Origin of the sequence: Flagellimonas olearia, assembly GCF_004150225.1 — a bacterium.
GTDB classification, from domain to species: domain Bacteria; phylum Bacteroidota; class Bacteroidia; order Flavobacteriales; family Flavobacteriaceae; genus Flagellimonas; species Flagellimonas olearia.
Window position 1 is genome coordinate 54799 of sequence record NZ_ML142909.1, and the last position, 16308, is coordinate 71106.

Below are 16308 nucleotides of genomic sequence, written 5' to 3' on the forward strand. Positions count from 1 at the left end.
TGTCCACAATGAATATTCCACAATCCAGTTTCCCAAGGGTCGTAATCATTGGCGGCGGTTTTGGGGGCATCGCACTAGCTAAGAAACTCAGTAAAAAGGAAATGCAGGTAATTTTGCTTGATAAGCATAATTATCACAACTTTCAACCCTTGTTGTATCAAGTTTCAACAGGGGGGCTTGAACCGGACTCCATTGCCTACCCCATTCGAAAAGTGTTGCAGGGCTATCCCAATTTTTACTTCCGTTTGGCCAAGGTCATGACAATAGACACTGCGTCTCGCAAAGTAAAGACCAATATTGGTGAAATCAATTTTGATTATTTGGTCGTGGCAGCAGGCTCTGAGACCAATTTTTTTGGGAACGAGAATATCGAGACCAAGGGTATGGCCATGAAAACCATTCCCCAGTCATTGAACCTCAGGAGTCTAATCTTGGAAAATTTTGAGCAGGCCCTACTTACGGACGACCTTCATGAAAGGGATGCCCTTATGAACTTTGTGATTGTGGGGGGAGGGCCAACGGGTGTTGAGCTGGCAGGGGCACTGGCCGAGATAAAAAAAGGGATCTTGCCCAAAGATTATCCAGACTTGGATACCCGAAGGGCCCAAATAAACCTGATCCAGAGTGGGGAGCGTATTTTACCGGCCATGAGTGAGCAGGCCTCGCGAAAGGCAGAGCATTTTTTGGAGCGTTTGGGCGTAAATGTGTGGAAGAACATCAGGGTCACGGATTATGATGGAAATAAGGTAACCACCAACACGGAAACATCCTTTGAATCGGCCACATTGGTATGGGCAGCAGGAGTGCAGGCGGTCAGTATCAAAGGGTTGGATGCCAAAGAGCTGTTGTGTAGAGGAAATAGACTAAAAGTGAATGAATTCCATCAGCTGGAAGGGTTCCAGAACATATTTGCCATTGGTGATGTGGCTCAAATGGAATCTGAGACTTTTCCCCATGGTCATCCCATGATGGCCCAACCTGCGATACAACAAGGCAGGAACTTAGGTGATAATTTAGTAAGGCTGATTGATGGGAAGCCTATGAAGCCTTTTGTTTACAAGGACAAGGGAAGTATGGCCACCGTTGGAAGGAATAAAGCTGTGGTGGACCTTCCAAAGTTCAGGTTCCAAGGTGTGTTTGCGTGGTTTGTATGGATGTTTGTGCACTTGTATTTCCTCATCGGTTTTAGGAATAGGGTAGTGGTGTTCATCAACTGGGTCTACAACTATATCCGGTTCGATCGCGAAGCCCGATTGATCATCAGACCCTATAAAAAACAAAATCAGGGATTGAAAAATCAGCTAAAAAAGGGGAGCTGATCCCAATAACCTTATTGTTCTTTTAAGCCCTATTTTCTAGGGTGATATTCATTCAGTACCTTGGCCAAATGGGCACGGTTTACATGCATGTACACTTCTGTAGTGGTAATACTTTCATGCCCCAACATTTGCTGTATGGCCCTTAAATCGGCCCCGTTTTCCAAAAGATGGGTGGCAAAGGAATGTCTAAAGGTATGCGGACTGATGCTCTTTTTTAGTCCGATTTTTTCTGCCAAACGTTTGATTATGGTGAAGACCATGGCCCTAGTAAGCTGTTTTCCCCTTCGGTTAAGAAAAAGAATGTCTTCATGCTCTTTTTTAATGGGTAGATGCACCCGTATTTCGTTTCGGTAGATATTGATGTATTTTTTGTTGATATCGCTGATGGGAACAAACCGCTGTTTGTTGCCTTTTCCTGTAACCTTGATAAAGTCCTCTTCAAAATAGAGGTCGGAAAGTTTAAGGTTCAACAACTCCGAAACCCTGAGGCCACATCCATAAAGGGTTTCCAGAATGGCCCGGTTCCGCTCTCCTTCGGGCTTGGATAGGTCAATGGCCAAGATAAGGTCATTGATTTCGTCAATGGATAAGGTATCCGGCAGTTTACGGCCTATCTTGGGAGTCTCGATGAGGTCCATGGGATTATCCGCTCGGTAATCTTCAAAAATGAGGTAGTTGAAAAAGCCTTTCAAGCCCGAAATGACCCTGGCCTGTGTCCTGGGATTTACCGTTTTGGCAATGGCATAAATAAATCCTTGGACCGTCTCCATATCAATTTGAACAGGAGATGTTTCCATTTCATGGTCTTGCAGATAGTTGATCAACTTCTGAAGGTCAAGAGAATAATTGGTAATGGAATTTTTACTGAGACCGCGTTCAATCTTCAGATAATTCTGGTAGTCCTGTATTGCCTGTTTCCAGTTCATGGTTTAAATATAGAAACAATAATGGGTAGAAATTTGATGTAATTGAACGATTGGTCAATTCAAAAGGGCCTTTGATCAAATGGGAGCTGATTGGAACTTCAAGTTTGGATATTTTTCACAAAGATTTTATTGGATTTAAAAAAAGGTCATTTTGTAAGGTTTTTACTACGAAAATACACTATATCCCGTATTGTTACGTTTTAGCCATTACAAAAATTTAACAATAATGAGAAAAGCATTTTTATTGACACTAGGCCTATTGGTATTGTCCTTTTCCGCAATGGCACAACAGGTAGACAGAACCAGGTTTAAGGCGGGGCTGCAGGCAGGTATTCCCGTTGGGGACGCTGCGGATATATCCAAATTCAGCGTTGGGTTGGACATGGCCTACTTTTGGGGCGTATCGGAACTTGTTGATGCCGGATTGGCAACAGGTTTTATCAATGCCTTTGGGGAAACCAATACAGTTACCGTGGGCAATGTTACCGTGGAAAGCGAGTTTGAAGATTTTCAGTTTGTCCCTTTGGCCGGAGCATTTCGAATTTATCCAACATATGATTTCAATTTCGGGGCCGACGTGGGTTACGCCGTGGGTATCAATGAGGGCAACGAAGGAGGGTTTTATGTGAAACCTTCCATGGGATACAATATTACAGGGAACACGGAACTCAATGTATCCTATATCAATATCAGCAATGATGGAAATTTTTCCATAGTGGCCCTTGGGGTGCTATTCCTGTTCTGATATGTAAAGAGATCCAAAGAAAAACTGGGCACAGCCTCAAATCGCACAGTTGAATTAGTATAAACCATAAACTTAGAAAAATGAAAAAATTACTAGTTGTTTTTGGCCTTGCCCTATTGGGTACGGTAACTGTGAAATCCCAAACGAGCTATAAAGCTGCTTTGGGTCTTGGTGTTGATGCGGTTAATAGTGCCACCTTTATTGGGGCTACTGGAAAGTATTTCTTTACCAGCAACCATGTGGGTCAGGCCGATTTGGGATTTGAGGATGGGGCTACCATGATCACCATCCTGTATTCGTACCACAAAAGATTCGTTGGCGCTGGAGGCTTGCGTTGGTATGCCGGGGCAGGCCCGAGTATTATGCTAGTGGACAATATGGATAATGCTTTTGCCTTACGCCCGCATTTGGGACTGGATTTTAAGGTGAACGGAGTGCCCTTTGTGGCCAATTTTGATTGGAGACCGGCCATTGTGCTCAGCGATGGGAACAATGAAGTGGGTGCCTTCGGATTTGGATTGCAATTCGCATTCAACTAATTGATATTAAATAAATTATGATTAAAAAAAAGGAGCAGTGAAACCCTGTTCCTTTTGCAAAAAAATAGGATTTCGATGTTGATATAATAAAAACATTCCAAATTTCCTATTATTCTTAACCTTGTGGCATTGCTATATTTGTGCCCTCAACTAAAATTTATACATCGTGAGAAAATTAATTGTTTTAGCAGTATTTTTTACTAGTGTAATCGTTTCAAACACCTATGGCCAGGAAGGATTCGCGGTCAAGGCAGGTCTTAACAATGTGTCTATGAAAGTGGATACGGGAAATAATTTGTTTGGAAGTGTAAGCGACAGTGAGCTTGGATTTTATCTGGGTGGTAGCTATAACTTTGTGGCATCCGAAGAGTTTGACATTGAACCTTCCGTACTTTTTAGTTTTGTAGATGATTTGACCTCACTTTATATTCCAGTGATGGCCAAATACAAAATAAACAACTTCAACATTCAGGCTGGTCCACAGATCAATTACCTATTGGAGGATATGCCTGATGGTGAGTTTGGTCTTGACATTGCTTTTGGTGGTGGATACCAAATCGATGACAACTGGTTTGTGGAAGCAAGATATGGTCTTCAAGTATCCAGAGGAGGAGATTTTGGCGATGTTGTGGACATCAACACCCTAACTTTTGGAGCTGGATATAGATTTAACTAATCAAGTTCAACAAAACACAAAAAAGCGGGAGTCTTCACTTCCGCTTTTTTTATGCCTTAAAATAATTGGTACTTTTACGATATGAAACTAATGATCATCAATGGGCCCAATTTAAACCTGTTGGGAAAACGGGAGCCCGAAGTGTATGGCAGCACCACTTTTGAAGACTATTTTGCCGAATTGCAACAAAAATTCCCGCAAGTGGAATTGGAATATTTTCAGTCCAATATTGAGGGGGAGCTCATAGGTAAAATACAGGAAGTAGGGTTTGATTATGATGGAATAGTCCTAAATGCTGCGGCATACACCCACACTTCGGTGGGTATGGGGGATGCGGTAAAAGCGGTTTCCACCCCAGTGGTCGAAGTACATATATCCAATACCCACCAACGGGAGGAATACAGGCATGTTTCCTACATATCACCGGGAGCCAAAGGAGTTATCCTTGGTTTTGGATTACAAAGCTATGATTTGGCCATCCAGAGTTTTCTAGGCTAGTTCCTTCAGATACTTTTCATCCGCATAAAAAGTCCCAAAGGGCAATAGGGAGGCCATAAAGAGCATCACAAACTTTTTGATGCCCCATTTGCGCTGCCAACAAAATGCTACGGCCAAAACCACATATAAAATAAAGAGAACCCCATGGGCGTAGCCCACAATTTTATTGGGTTCCATGATATCGGCCCAATACTTCAAGGGCATGGTCATCCCAAACAAAGCGATATAGGAAATACCTTCCAGAATGGCCGTGGCCCTAAAAAGTTTAAGCATATTCTTTGGATTAAATGTGGATTACTTCATCATAGGCAGCTGCTACGGCTTCCATAACGGCTTCACTCATAGTTGGGTGAGGGTGTACCGCTTTAAGGATTTCATGGCCTGTGGTTTCCAGTTTTCGGGCCACTACTGCTTCGGCGATCATATCGGTTACACCAACTCCGATCATATGGCAACCCAACCATTCACCATATTTGGCATCAAAGATGACTTTTACAAACCCGTCTGCATTTCCGCTGGCCTTGGCTTTACCACTGGCAGAAAATGGGAATTTTCCAATTTTGATGTCGTACCCTTGTTCCTTGGCCTGTTTTTCGGTCAAACCGACTGAGGCAACTTCTGGGATACAGTAGGTACATCCGGGGATGTTTCCATAATCCAATGCCTCAACATGCATTCCCGCAATCTTTTCAACACAAAGAATACCTTCGGCAGATGCCACGTGGGCCAATGCTTGGCCGGGAGTTACATCGCCAATGGCGTAATATCCTGGGATATTGGTCTGGTAATAATCGTTCACCAAGATTTTATCACGGTCCACAGCGATTCCTACATCCTCCAAGCCAATGTTTTCAATATTCGTTTTGATACCCACGGCTGAAAGAACGATATCGGCTTCCAAAACCTCTTCACCTTTTGACGTTTTTACGGTGGCTTTTACACCATCACCTGAAGTGTCCACTTTAGTCACTTCCGCGGAAGTCTTGATTTTTACCCCGGCCTTTTTGAAGCTACGCTCCAACTGCTTGGATACGTCCTCGTCCTCAACAGGAACAATATTGGGTAAGTACTCCACTACGGTCACTTCCGTGCCCAAGGAGTTATAGAAATAGGCAAACTCGATACCAATGGCACCACTACCTACTACAATCATTTTTTTAGGTTGTTTTTCCAAGGACATGGCCTCACGGTAACCGATCACCTTTTTACCATCTTGCGGTAGACTGGGCAATTCACGGCTTCTGGCCCCTGTGGCGATGATGATATGGTCTGCGGAGTACTCGGCAGTATCACCATGCTCTCCTTTTACCAAGACTTTTTTACCGGGTTGTACCTTACCATATCCGTTAAGAACCTCGATTTTATTTTTTTTCATCAAGAACTGAATGCCCTTGCTCATGCCTTCGGCCACACCACGGCTTCGCTTTACCACGGCACCAAAATCGTAATCCACATCCTTTGCGCTAAGTCCGTAGTCTTCGGCATGCTTCAGATATTCAAAGACCTGGGCGGATTTTAAAAGGGCCTTGGTGGGGATACAGCCCCAATTGAGACAAACGCCTCCCAAACTTTCCTTTTCCACAATGGCGGTTTTGAATCCTAGCTGTGAGGCCCTGATTGCGGTAACATATCCACCGGGACCACTGCCCAGAACAATTACGTCGAACTTGCTCATTAGATCTTGATTTTAGTTGTTAAATTGGAAGCCAGCCTTTGGGCAGGCAGGTGCAAAAGTACGGAATTCAATCCCCAAATCCCAAGCTTGAAAAAGGCAAAATTGGCTTTGTTTGTGAAATCAGTTCGGGTCTTTGCCGAACATCTTTTGATTGAAGGCTTGGGAGCCCCCTTTTGGAATGGAAAGTGATACCCATTCGTCTCCTTTTATCATTCTTCCCACAAAGGCAATTTGTCCAACATGACTGGCATAATGGGCCAACTGTCGATTGATGGCCGCTGGAATGGAGTGCTCTTCGTCACGGATTTTTATTTTACTATCAAAATTGAAAGCATTGATGCTTTCCAGGGCTGTGAACAGGCACTGCCATCCTTTTTCCCAAGCGGCCAATAGTTCAGTTTTGGAGGTGTAGGGTTCTTCAAACTCCAGTTCCCTGTTGCGCCAGGTTTTTTCACCATCCTCGGTCAGGAAATTGGTCCATCTACTCAACATATTTCCCACCATATGTTTTACAATGATGGCGATGGAGTTGTCCGTTTCGCTATACTTCCACAGAATGTCACTATTGGAAAGTTGGGCAAAGGTTTTATCGCCCATGGTTTTGTACCGATGGAATTCGAACAGGGCACTTGCGATATACTCTTTTTGAAAATCCATTATTCTTCAGAAGGATTGAAACCAATGCTCACGGAGTTGATGCAATACCGCTGCCCTGTGGTCTCTTGGGGTCCGTCATTGAACACATGCCCTAAATGTCCACCACAGTTGGCACAGATGGTTTCGGTACGAATCATACCATGGGAAGTATCACGGATATATTCAATGGCCCCTTCCACAGCTTGATCAAAAGAAGGCCATCCACAGCCGCTTTCAAACTTGTGTTCGCTCTCAAACAGCTTGGCATGGCATGCCTTGCAGTGATAGTCCCCATTTTCAAAATGGAGGTTGTATTGCCCAGTGAATGGGCGTTCCGTGCCTTTTTGACGTAAAACGTAATATTCTTCGGGGGAAAGGGATTGTTGCCATTCCTCCTCGGTTTTTTCCATACCGTATTTCTTATCCATAGAATGGGGTGGTTTACTTGCCATCAGGAATAAAATCCAAGGCAATTCCATTGATACAGTGTCTTTTCCCAGTAGTCTTTTTAGGACCATCATCAAAAACGTGGCCCAAATGTCCGCCACAGGTGGCACAATGTTCCTCTATTCGGGTAACACCGTACGAGTTGTCTTCTTCATAGGCCACATTTCCTTCAATCTCACGGTCAAAGCTGGGCCAACCGGTACCGGACCTATATTTGTTTTCACTTCGGAAAACCGGGGTGCCGCAACCTGCGCAGACATAGGTTCCCTTTTCTTTGTTTTCCAAAAGGTCGCTGGTAAATGCATTTTCGGTAGCCGCTTTACGGAGCACATAATATTCCACTTCGGTAAGCTCTGCTTTCCATTCCGCATCGGTTTTGGTTACCTTGTAGGCCACCTCTTTTTCGGATTCATTTTTCTTTTCCTGCGATATGCCCTTGCACCCTAAACAGGCTAGAAAGGCCACTAAAAACAATTTTTTTCCCATTTTTCTGACTCTTTTAATGAATAGACGCAGTTTTGGCAGTATCCTTTCAAAAATACCATAAAAAGAAAAAGTCCCTTCGGAGAAAGGGACTTTTATTCATATTGCGGACTGGAAAATTATTGCAATTCCAATTTCTTCACTTGGTCTTCGCCAATGCCCAAAGAGGACATTACATTTTCAATATTGGAGGTGTCCATTTTTGAGGCATCTGCATATTCACTGGGGATAAAGACAATCCTGAAAAGTTGGTTGTCCGTAAAATCCGTGCTCAGGGTGGAAAGGTCAAAATTTCCATCGATGAACAGTTCCACATCTACATAGGTATGCTCAAAAACATATTGGATGGTGCCTTCGGGCAGAAAATAATTTTGTGGAATCTGGCTCCAAACATCGGCAGTGCTGCCATCATCCAAATCCACGGTTCCGGTATATCGATACACCAAAACGGCGTCTTCCGGAATGGTCTCAAAATCGGTGACATCACCATAATTGATCAAGGTGCTGAAGAGATTGGCATCGCCATCATAATCAAAATTTATTCCATCCACTTCCACTACTTGTCCTTGGATGCCGTCAAGACCGTCCAAACCGTCCAGGCCATCAAATCCATCCCGGCCAGGAGGGCCTTCTGGGCCTTCGCAGGCAACGGTGAACAAGACTATAAAAGCGCCAATAATTGTGTTGAATTTATTCATGATTCTTGGTTTTTGATTTGTATTCATCAGGTTTCTTTTTTCATCAAAATCAAAAAGCATTCCATTTTTTCACCAAGTACAATTTTCTTTGAAAGGATTTGATGAAAATCGTAATCTTGGCCAAGAAGTATTATATTGTGAATACTAAAACACAAATATGTCTAAGGTAGTTGCCCATAGTTTGTTCACAGAGTTTGATATTGACCTTTTTAAGGCGGGAAAACATTTTCGATTGTATGAAAAATTGGGATCCCATCTTACGGAAGTGGCAGGTGTAAAGGGCACTTACTTTGCGGTTTGGGCACCTTCGGCAAAATCTGTGTCGGTCATTGGGGATTTCAACCATTGGAACGCCGATGAACATAAACTCAATGTCCGGTGGGATTCCAGTGGCATTTGGGAGGGATTTATCCCCGGGGTTGACCAAGGCACCAAGTACAAGTACAAAATACAGTCGCACAACAATGACATTTCGACCGAAAAGGCGGATCCCTTTGCCCGGTATTGCGAACAACCACCCAAAACGGCTTCCATGGTCTGGAACGCGGAACACAACTGGAAGGATAAAAAATGGATGGACGAACGGGAAAAACACAATGGGTTGGACAGACCTTATTCCGTTTACGAGGTGCATTTGGGTTCTTGGCGGAAGAAAAATGGCTGGGAATATCTTTCCTATATGGAATTGGCCGATGAGCTTGTGGACTATGTGGACGAAATGGGTTTTACCCATGTTGAGTTCATGCCGGTCATGGAATATCCCTATGATCCCTCTTGGGGGTATCAGCTGACGGGGTATTTTGCCCCAACCTCCCGATTTGGCAAGCCAGAGGATTTTAAGCTGTTGGTGGATAAATTCCATCAAAAGGGCATTGGGGTGATCTTGGATTGGGTGCCGTCCCATTTTCCTGAAGATGCCCATGGATTGGGCTTTTTTGACGGTTCACATCTCTATGAACATCCAGACCGAAGACGGGGCTACCACCCAGATTGGAAGAGCCTTATTTTCAATTACGGAAGGAACGAGGTCAGGGCCTTTTTGATCAGCAATGCCATTTTTTGGCTGGATCAATACCATGTGGACGGGCTCCGGGTAGATGCCGTGGCCTCCATGCTCTACTTGGACTATTCCCGTGAAGATGGGGAGTGGGAGCCCAATATCTATGGCAACAATGAAAATTTGGAGGCGATTTCCTTTTTACGGGAAATGAACCAAGAAGTATACGGGAGTTTTAAGGGTGTGCAGACCATTGCCGAAGAGTCCACTGCCTTTTCCGGGGTGACGAAACCAGTACATTTTGGTGGACTTGGTTTTGGTATGAAATGGATGATGGGTTGGATGCACGATACCTTGGAGTTCTTTAAAAAGGACCCTATCCACCGTTCTTATGATCTTAATGAGATTACCTTTAGCTTGACTTATGCTTTTACAGAGAACTTCATGCTGCCCTTTTCCCATGATGAGGTGGTCTATGGAAAGCAATCCCTTTTGTACCGTATGCCGGGGGACGAATGGCAACGTTTTGCCAATTTGAGGATGCTGTTTGGGTACATGTTCACCCACCCGGGAGGAAACCTTCTTTTTATGGGGGGTGAGTTTGGGCAATCTTCCGAGTGGAATTTTCAGGAAAGCTTGGAGTGGCACCTTACCCAATATGATTTTCACTCTGGAATACAGAAAGTTATCAAGGATTTGAACAAACTGTACAAAACCAACCCTGCACTGTACGACAAACAGTTCAGTAGCGATGGATTTCAATGGATAGAATACAACGATCAGGAAAATACGGTGGTCAGCTATATCCGAAAAGGGAACGACCCTAAGGATGATATGATCGTGGTCTGCAATTTTACCCCTGTTCCCCGTGAAAACTATAGGGTCGGGGTTCCCAAGACCTCCCAACTGAAATTGGTTTTTAATAGCGATGATGCCAAGTATTCAGGAAGTGGAATGGGCAAAAAAACCCTTAAGCCGGGAAAAACGTCTTGGAACGGACATTTACAGTCCGTTTTGATGACACTTCCGCCCTTATCCATCGTTGTCTACAAATAGCGGCCAAACTATAACGATATAGTGGCATGTTGTTCAAAACATCTTTTTATTTTGTCCGCCTAAAGTATTTCTTTTGTTAGTCTCAACAAACTGAAGATGATAACCAACACGGAAATAGAGAAACGGGGCAATCAGCACCCCAATCATATAGTAGACTTTAAACAGGAGAACCGAAAACTCCTTTTTACCACCCAGAACGGGGTTATTTTGGAAGTGTCCATTTTACGGGATAGTGTGGTACGGTTTCGGTATGCTACCGAGCATGTTTTTGAACCGGATTTCTCCTACGCCATCAGCGATGATGTGAACACGGGGTTCAACCAACTTGAGGTTCAGGACGAGATTCCTGAATATGTGGTTACCACCAATAAAATCAAAATCTACATCAACAAATCCAATCTCAAGGTCCAGATAACAGATTTGGAAGACAATGTGCTCAATGAGGATGAGCTGGGATTTCATTGGGAAGAGAACTATGATTTTGGCGGCAACGTGGTCAAAATGAGTAAAATATGTCATTCCGGGGAGAGTTATTACGGAATGGGCGACAAGGCTTCGCATACCAACCTGAAGGGCAAGCGATTGAACAATTGGGTAACGGATTCCTATGCGTATGGCAAGGACCAGGAGCCATTGTACAAGGCCATTCCCTTTTATGTCGGGCTCAAGGAAAGTGTGGCTTACGGTATCTTTTTTGACAATTCTTTCAGCACCTATTTTGATTTTGCCAATGAAAAAAGGAACGTGACCAGTTTTTGGGCCGATGGGGGCGAGATGAACTACTACTTTTTCTACGGACCCAAAATGAGCCAAGTAGTGGAAGCCTATACCGATTTGACCGGTGTTCCGGAGCTGCCACCCCTTTGGGCCTTAGGCTTCCATCAATCCAAATGGAGTTACTATCCAGAACGAAACGTAAAGAAAATCGCCGCTACCTTTAGAAAACTCAATATTCCCTGCGACGCCATTTATTTGGACATTGACTATATGGAAGGATTCCGGTGCTTTACTTGGAACAACCGCTATTTTCCCAATCCCAAAAAAATGGTGCAGGAGTTGGAAAAGGACGGGTTTAAGGTGGTTACCATGATCGATCCTGGAATCAAAATCGACCGTGATTATTGGGTATATCAACAGGCGATGGATAATGGCTTTTTCTGCCGGAGGGCAGATGGGCCCCATTTTAAGGGAAAAGTATGGCCAGGGGAATGTAAATTTCCAGATTTCACCAACCCCGAAGTTCGGGAATGGTGGGCAGGCCTGTATAAGGAAATGATAGCTGAGATAGGGGTGCGTGGAGTTTGGAACGATATGAATGAACCTGCCATTATGGAAGTTCCTTCCAAAACGGCCAATCTGGATGTACGTCACGATTATGATGGCCACCCCTGTAGTCATAGAAAAGCGCATAATGTGTATGGGATGCAAATGGTGAGAGCCACCTATGAAGGGATTAAGAAGTATACCTTTCCAAGAAGGCCTTTTGTGTTGACGCGGGCCGCATATTCAGGGACACAGCGATACTGTGCTACTTGGACTGGGGACAATGTGGCAACTTGGGAACACTTATGGATCGCGAACGTACAAATGCAACGGATGTGTATGAGTGGGTATTCCTTTGTAGGATCGGATATTGGAGGTTTTGCGGAACAGCCCAATGGAGAATTGTTTGCCCGATGGGTACAGTTGGCAATTTTCCATCCGTTTTGCCGGGTGCATTCCAGCGGGGACCATGGGGACCAGGAACCATGGTCCTTTGGCGAGGAAATCACCAATATAGTTCGAAAGTATATAGAGCTTCGCTATCAATTGCTGCCCTATCTCTATACCATGTTCTATAAGTATATCAACAATGGTATGCCCATGCTACAATCCTTGGTTTTTTATGACCAGGAAGATACCCAGACCCACTTTAGAACCGATGAGTTCCTGTTTGGGGAACACATGTTGGTATGTCCGGTACAAGAGCCCAATGCGCAGGGTAGGCGCATGTACTTCCCAAGGGGAAATTGGTACAGCTACTGGACAGATGAAGTGATTGAAGGAGGAGTTGAAAGATGGGTGCCTGCAGAAATTTATAAGATTCCACTTTACGTAAAAGAAGGGGCCATGATACCAAAATATCCGGTGCAACAGTATGTAGGTGAAAAGGAAATCAAAGAATTAAGGATCGATGTATATTACAAGGAAGGGATAGAGAATTCCAGTGTGTATGAGGACCAGCAAGACGGGTATGATTATAAGAAAGGACGGTTCAGTCTTAGAAAGTTCAGGTTGCGAGGTAAGGAAAATGAATTGATCATTCAACAGTTCAAGGATGGAAACTTCACCACTTCTTATAACACTTTTAAACTGAATTTTCACGGTCTTCCCTTCACCATTGGAACCGTTGAGGTAGATAATGAGGAAGTTGACTTTTCGGAAATCAAATTGAATGGTAACAACTCCATAGAAGTGACCAAGGATTTCACGGAACTCCACCTGATCGGAAAATAATTTTTTGTACTTTTCCTAGACTAAACACTCTCACATATTATGAAACGATTTATTCTTACCGCTTCCATTTTTTTGGTAGTTGCTGCGTGTAAAACAAATCCATTTACGGGGAAGAGCACATTGAATTTCTACCCCAATAGTCAAATTTTCCCCATGGCCTTTGCCCAGTACGATCAGTTTTTGGGCGAGAACAAGGTGATCACCGGAACATCGGATGCGCAAATGATTGCACGAGTGGGCCAACGGATTGCCTCTGCGGCGGAACGCTGGTTGGATTCCAATGGCTATCCAGGCTACCTTAAGGATTACAAATGGGAATACAATTTGGTGCAGGACGAAACCGTCAACGCTTGGTGTATGCCTGGGGGAAAAATTGTGTTTTACACTGGAATTTTACCTATAGCCCAAGGGGAAACCGGAGTAGCAGTGGTAATGGGCCACGAAGTGGCACACGCCTTGGCAGATCATGGAGCACAGCGGATGAGTGCCGGTATGGTACAGCAGATCGGGGCCGTGGCCGGGAATGTGGCCATACAGGATCCTGAAAAACGCAACATGTTCAACCAAGCCTATGGATTGGGGTCTACCTTGGGGGTTATGCTCCCCTTCAGTAGAGGCCATGAAACCGAAGCCGATAGGATTGGACTACAGATTATGGCCATTGCAGGATATAATCCTGATGAGGCTGCCAATCTATGGAGACGGATGAAAGAAAAATCAGGGGGACAGGCTCCTCCAGAATTTATGAGCACACACCCCTCCAACGATACCAGAATCCAAAATTTGACCGCTTGGGCACCAGCCGCCAAACAAGAGGCGAGAAAGTTTGGGGTAACCTCATTTAAGTAAATTGATTGATAACATAAAGATGTCATTTCGAATACGTTAAAGACCTATTTTTATCTGCGATGGGTCTTTTAGCCATCGGGATGACATCTTCTTTTTTAGACACTATACATGGCACAGGCATTGGCATTAAAGGGAAGTAAAAAACTATTGAACGCTTGGGCTTTCTATGATTGGGCCAATTCCGTATACAGTTTGGTCATTTCCTCGGCCATTTTCCCCATTTTCTACGGAGCCCTGTTCCGGGTAGCGGGCATAGAGCGAGTGGTCATATTTGGTGGAGAGATAGCCCGTGCCCCGTTGATCAGTTATGTGACCTCGCTTGCTTTTGTGTTCATTGCCATTGTAACCCCATTGGTTTCTGGGATTGCCGATTATTTGGGCAACAAAAGATTGTTCCTAAAATTTTTCTGTTACCTCGGAGCCTTATCGTGTATCGGTTTGTACTGGTTTTCATTGGAAAATATCTATTTTGGACTGGTATGCTATTTCTTTGGCTTGGTCGGATTTTGGGTGAGTTTCGCCATCAACAATTCCTATTTGCCGGATATAGCCTTTCCTGAACAGCAGGATGGAATAAGCGCCAAAGGGTTTTCATTGGGGTATGTGGGTAGTGTTATTTTGTTGATATTCAATTTGGCCATGGTAATGCAGCCTGATGTGTTCGGCATAACCGATAATGGGGGCGAAGTGGCCGAGATCAAGGCCATGAAATATTCGTTTATTTCCGTAGGGATATGGTGGATACTTTTCAGTCAATACACCTTTGCCCATCTCCCAAAAGGCTATAAGAGGGAAGGGGAACGAAAAAACATTGTGCTCAACGGATTTAGGGAATTAAAGAGCGTTTGGCACCAATTGGGTGAAAACACAAGATTAAAGCGGTATCTAGGGGCCTTCTTTGTATATAGTATGGCCGTTCAGACCATTATGCTCATCGCTACCTATTTTGGGGAAGAAGAAATCACCTGGGGCTCGGATAGTGAGCGTACCACGGGGCTGATCATCAGTATTCTGGTGATTCAAATTGTAGCCATTTTTGGAGCTACCGTCACGGCAAGGGTATCAAAAAAGTATGGAAACATCAATACCCTTATGGTCATCAATTGCATTTGGGTGGCCTTGTGTGTGTATGCTTATTTCTTGCAAACCCCGATGGATTTTTACATTGCGGCAAGTTTTGTTGGGGTGGTGATGGGGGGAATCCAAGCCCTGTCCCGATCTACCTATTCCAAGTTTTTGCCCGAAACCACGGATACCACATCCTTTTTCAGTTTTTATGATGTGGCCGAAAAAATAGGAATCATCATCGGTACATTTTTATATGGAGCCGTGGCCCAACTCACGGGGAGTATGCGGAACAGTACCATCTTTCTGGGCTTGTTCTTTTTGATAGGGATTTACCTGTTGACTAGGGTCAACAGCACCAGAAAATAGAAAACATCATACATTATACACAAAAGGCCCCGACATTTGTCGGGGCCTTTTGGTTTCTTGATTGATGGCTAAACTCCTTTATCCTTTTGAAATATCTCCGGAGCCTGATGATTTACTGTCGATTTTCTTGGGATTGCCTCGGTAGCTGATATCGCCTGAACCTGAAACTCTGGCCTGTATGGATTCATTTGCGGTAACCCTGACATCGGCAGAACCGGAAACCGCAACGGTAACGAAATTGGCCTCAAGTTCATAGGCCTTTACATCGCCGGAACCCGATACTTGGATGTCCAGGTCAGTGGTTTTACCGGAAAGATTGATGTCACCCGAGCCGGATAGGGCAGCGTTCACACTTTTGGCGTTTACGGTCAGCGAAACGTCGCCAGACCCAGAAATCCTAGTGCTGAAATCATTGGCTTCCAAAGTGGTTTTGCCAACAATATCCCCAGAACCGGATAGCGATACCGAACTTATGGATTCAACCGGTACGGTGATTCGGATTCCTTTGCCCCAAGAAGATGGTTTCAAGTTTACCCCTTTTTCCACTTTAATGAGTAGAGTGCCGTTCTTGACTTCGGTTTTAATGTGTTCCAATAAATTGGATTCCCCTTCAAGGGTAAGTTCCCCCTCTTTGCCGGATACCAGGTCCACATCGAACCAACCGGCCAAGGCCACCTCGTCATAATCGCCCACCGAACGTTCAATGGTTACGATGTTGCCATCCCCATTGATGCGTTTTCCCCATTGGGCGTTGGTGGTGGCTACGGCACAAAATGCCAGTGCTAGTGTGATGAGTTTTTTCATGATTGTGTTTTTAGTTTTGTTTTTTGATTT

17 protein-coding genes are annotated in these 16308 nt (G+C 44.3%); 9 read left to right on the plus strand and 8 right to left on the minus strand.

Annotation, left to right across the window (positions count from 1 at the left end):
• The first annotated feature begins 8 nt into the window (after nucleotides 1-8).
• Complete coding sequence (locus tag DN53_RS09170) at nucleotides 9-1319, plus strand: NAD(P)/FAD-dependent oxidoreductase (RefSeq protein WP_129654238.1); 1311 nt, start codon at nucleotides 9-11, stop codon at nucleotides 1317-1319.
• A 29-nt stretch (nucleotides 1320-1348) separates the two neighbouring features.
• Here DN53_RS09170 and xerD read toward each other — a convergent pair whose 3' ends face one another.
• Nucleotides 1349-2245: a site-specific tyrosine recombinase XerD gene (xerD, locus tag DN53_RS09175; RefSeq protein WP_129654107.1), complete on the minus strand. Its 897-nt coding sequence runs from the start codon at nucleotides 2243-2245 to the stop codon at nucleotides 1349-1351.
• A 226-nt stretch (nucleotides 2246-2471) separates the two neighbouring features.
• On the opposite strand from xerD, the gene DN53_RS09180 reads away from it, so the two are divergent.
• The 4 genes from DN53_RS09180 to aroQ all read left to right on the plus strand — a co-directional run bounded on the left by DN53_RS09180 (nucleotide 2472) and on the right by aroQ (nucleotide 4703).
• Nucleotides 2472-2990 carry a hypothetical protein gene (locus DN53_RS09180; protein ID WP_129654108.1) on the plus strand — a complete coding sequence of 173 codons (519 nt, stop codon included), beginning with the start codon at nucleotides 2472-2474 and terminating at the stop codon, nucleotides 2988-2990.
• 80 nt (nucleotides 2991-3070) lie between these two features.
• Nucleotides 3071-3529 (plus strand): hypothetical protein, encoded by a 459-nt coding sequence (locus DN53_RS09185; RefSeq protein ID WP_129654109.1) that lies wholly within the window; start codon nucleotides 3071-3073, stop codon nucleotides 3527-3529.
• 166 nt (nucleotides 3530-3695) lie between these two features.
• Nucleotides 3696-4205 carry an outer membrane beta-barrel protein gene (locus DN53_RS09190; RefSeq protein ID WP_129654110.1) on the plus strand — a complete coding sequence of 170 codons (510 nt, stop codon included), beginning with the start codon at nucleotides 3696-3698 and terminating at the stop codon, nucleotides 4203-4205.
• Between the two features lie 81 nt (nucleotides 4206-4286).
• Nucleotides 4287-4703, plus strand: coding sequence for a type II 3-dehydroquinate dehydratase (gene aroQ, locus DN53_RS09195; protein ID WP_116219266.1), 417 nt, complete (start codon nucleotides 4287-4289; stop codon nucleotides 4701-4703).
• Here aroQ and DN53_RS09200 read toward each other — a convergent pair.
• From DN53_RS09200 to DN53_RS09225, 6 genes are all read right to left on the minus strand, one after another.
• Nucleotides 4695-4976 carry a DUF3817 domain-containing protein gene (locus tag DN53_RS09200; protein WP_129654111.1) on the minus strand — a complete coding sequence of 94 codons (282 nt, stop codon included), beginning with the start codon at nucleotides 4974-4976 and terminating at the stop codon, nucleotides 4695-4697. The genes aroQ and DN53_RS09200 overlap by 9 nt on opposite strands.
• 10 nt (nucleotides 4977-4986) lie before the next feature.
• A complete protein-coding gene (gene lpdA, locus DN53_RS09205) occupies nucleotides 4987-6378 on the minus strand; it encodes a dihydrolipoyl dehydrogenase (RefSeq protein WP_129654112.1) in 1392 nt (463 codons plus the stop codon).
• Between the two features lie 120 nt (nucleotides 6379-6498).
• Complete coding sequence (locus DN53_RS09210; protein WP_129654113.1) at nucleotides 6499-7035, minus strand: DUF1572 family protein; 537 nt, start codon at nucleotides 7033-7035, stop codon at nucleotides 6499-6501.
• Nucleotides 7035-7442 (minus strand): peptide-methionine (R)-S-oxide reductase MsrB, encoded by a 408-nt coding sequence (gene msrB / locus DN53_RS09215; RefSeq protein WP_129654114.1) that lies wholly within the window; start codon nucleotides 7440-7442, stop codon nucleotides 7035-7037. The genes DN53_RS09210 and msrB (DN53_RS09215) overlap by 1 nt, the downstream gene beginning before the upstream one ends.
• A 13-nt stretch (nucleotides 7443-7455) precedes the next feature.
• On the minus strand, nucleotides 7456-7947 hold the full coding sequence (msrB, locus tag DN53_RS09220) for a peptide-methionine (R)-S-oxide reductase MsrB (protein ID WP_129654115.1): 492 nt from the start codon (nucleotides 7945-7947) through the stop codon (nucleotides 7456-7458).
• A 116-nt stretch (nucleotides 7948-8063) separates the two neighbouring features.
• Nucleotides 8064-8642 carry a collagen-like protein gene (locus DN53_RS09225; RefSeq protein ID WP_129654116.1) on the minus strand — a complete coding sequence of 193 codons (579 nt, stop codon included), beginning with the start codon at nucleotides 8640-8642 and terminating at the stop codon, nucleotides 8064-8066.
• A gap of 157 nt (nucleotides 8643-8799) precedes the next feature.
• On the opposite strand from DN53_RS09225, the gene glgB reads away from it, so the two are divergent.
• The 4 genes from glgB (at nucleotide 8800) to DN53_RS09245 (ending at nucleotide 15474) form a co-directional block, all read left to right on the plus strand.
• The gene (glgB, locus tag DN53_RS09230; protein WP_129654117.1) at nucleotides 8800-10695 is read left to right on the plus strand and encodes a 1,4-alpha-glucan branching protein GlgB; all 1896 of its coding nucleotides are present in this window, start codon (nucleotides 8800-8802) and stop codon (nucleotides 10693-10695) included.
• Between the two features lie 96 nt (nucleotides 10696-10791).
• Nucleotides 10792-13191, plus strand: a complete 2400-nt coding sequence (locus DN53_RS09235; protein WP_129654118.1) for a glycoside hydrolase family 31 protein — start codon at nucleotides 10792-10794, stop codon at nucleotides 13189-13191.
• Nucleotides 13192-13230: 39 nt separating this feature from the next.
• Nucleotides 13231-14040, plus strand: coding sequence for a M48 family metallopeptidase (locus DN53_RS09240; RefSeq protein ID WP_129654119.1), 810 nt, complete (start codon nucleotides 13231-13233; stop codon nucleotides 14038-14040).
• 108 nt (nucleotides 14041-14148) lie between these two features.
• Entirely contained in the window at nucleotides 14149-15474 is a 1326-nt protein-coding gene (locus tag DN53_RS09245; RefSeq protein ID WP_129654120.1) for an MFS transporter, read from the plus strand.
• A 78-nt stretch (nucleotides 15475-15552) separates the two neighbouring features.
• Here the strand turns inward: DN53_RS09245 and DN53_RS09250 are convergent, their stop codons facing one another.
• A complete protein-coding gene (locus tag DN53_RS09250; RefSeq protein WP_129654121.1) occupies nucleotides 15553-16278 on the minus strand; it encodes a head GIN domain-containing protein in 726 nt (241 codons plus the stop codon).
• Between the last annotated feature and the right edge of the window lie 30 nt (nucleotides 16279-16308).

What these genes read in the sequence shown, in the direction of transcription:
- glgB (WP_129654117.1), top strand. Translation starts at nt 8,800, where the DNA reads ATGTCTAAGGTAGTTGCCCATAGTTTGTTCACAGAGTTTGATATTGAC.
- xerD (WP_129654107.1), bottom strand. Translation starts at nt 2,245, where the DNA reads ATGAACTGGAAACAGGCAATACAGGACTACCAGAATTATCTGAAGATT.
- DN53_RS09180 (WP_129654108.1), top strand. Translation starts at nt 2,472, where the DNA reads ATGAGAAAAGCATTTTTATTGACACTAGGCCTATTGGTATTGTCCTTT.
- aroQ (WP_116219266.1), top strand. Translation starts at nt 4,287, where the DNA reads ATGAAACTAATGATCATCAATGGGCCCAATTTAAACCTGTTGGGAAAA.
- DN53_RS09225 (WP_129654116.1), bottom strand. Translation starts at nt 8,642, where the DNA reads ATGAATAAATTCAACACAATTATTGGCGCTTTTATAGTCTTGTTCACC.
- msrB (WP_129654114.1), bottom strand. Translation starts at nt 7,442, where the DNA reads ATGGATAAGAAATACGGTATGGAAAAAACCGAGGAGGAATGGCAACAA.
- DN53_RS09240 (WP_129654119.1), top strand. Translation starts at nt 13,231, where the DNA reads ATGAAACGATTTATTCTTACCGCTTCCATTTTTTTGGTAGTTGCTGCG.
- DN53_RS09200 (WP_129654111.1), bottom strand. Translation starts at nt 4,976, where the DNA reads ATGCTTAAACTTTTTAGGGCCACGGCCATTCTGGAAGGTATTTCCTAT.
- DN53_RS09245 (WP_129654120.1), top strand. Translation starts at nt 14,149, where the DNA reads ATGGCACAGGCATTGGCATTAAAGGGAAGTAAAAAACTATTGAACGCT.
- DN53_RS09235 (WP_129654118.1), top strand. Translation starts at nt 10,792, where the DNA reads ATGATAACCAACACGGAAATAGAGAAACGGGGCAATCAGCACCCCAAT.
- DN53_RS09210 (WP_129654113.1), bottom strand. Translation starts at nt 7,035, where the DNA reads ATGGATTTTCAAAAAGAGTATATCGCAAGTGCCCTGTTCGAATTCCAT.
- lpdA (WP_129654112.1), bottom strand. Translation starts at nt 6,378, where the DNA reads ATGAGCAAGTTCGACGTAATTGTTCTGGGCAGTGGTCCCGGTGGATAT.
- DN53_RS09170 (WP_129654238.1), top strand. Translation starts at nt 9, where the DNA reads ATGAATATTCCACAATCCAGTTTCCCAAGGGTCGTAATCATTGGCGGC.
- DN53_RS09250 (WP_129654121.1), bottom strand. Translation starts at nt 16,278, where the DNA reads ATGAAAAAACTCATCACACTAGCACTGGCATTTTGTGCCGTAGCCACC.
- msrB (WP_129654115.1), bottom strand. Translation starts at nt 7,947, where the DNA reads ATGGGAAAAAAATTGTTTTTAGTGGCCTTTCTAGCCTGTTTAGGGTGC.
- DN53_RS09185 (WP_129654109.1), top strand. Translation starts at nt 3,071, where the DNA reads ATGAAAAAATTACTAGTTGTTTTTGGCCTTGCCCTATTGGGTACGGTA.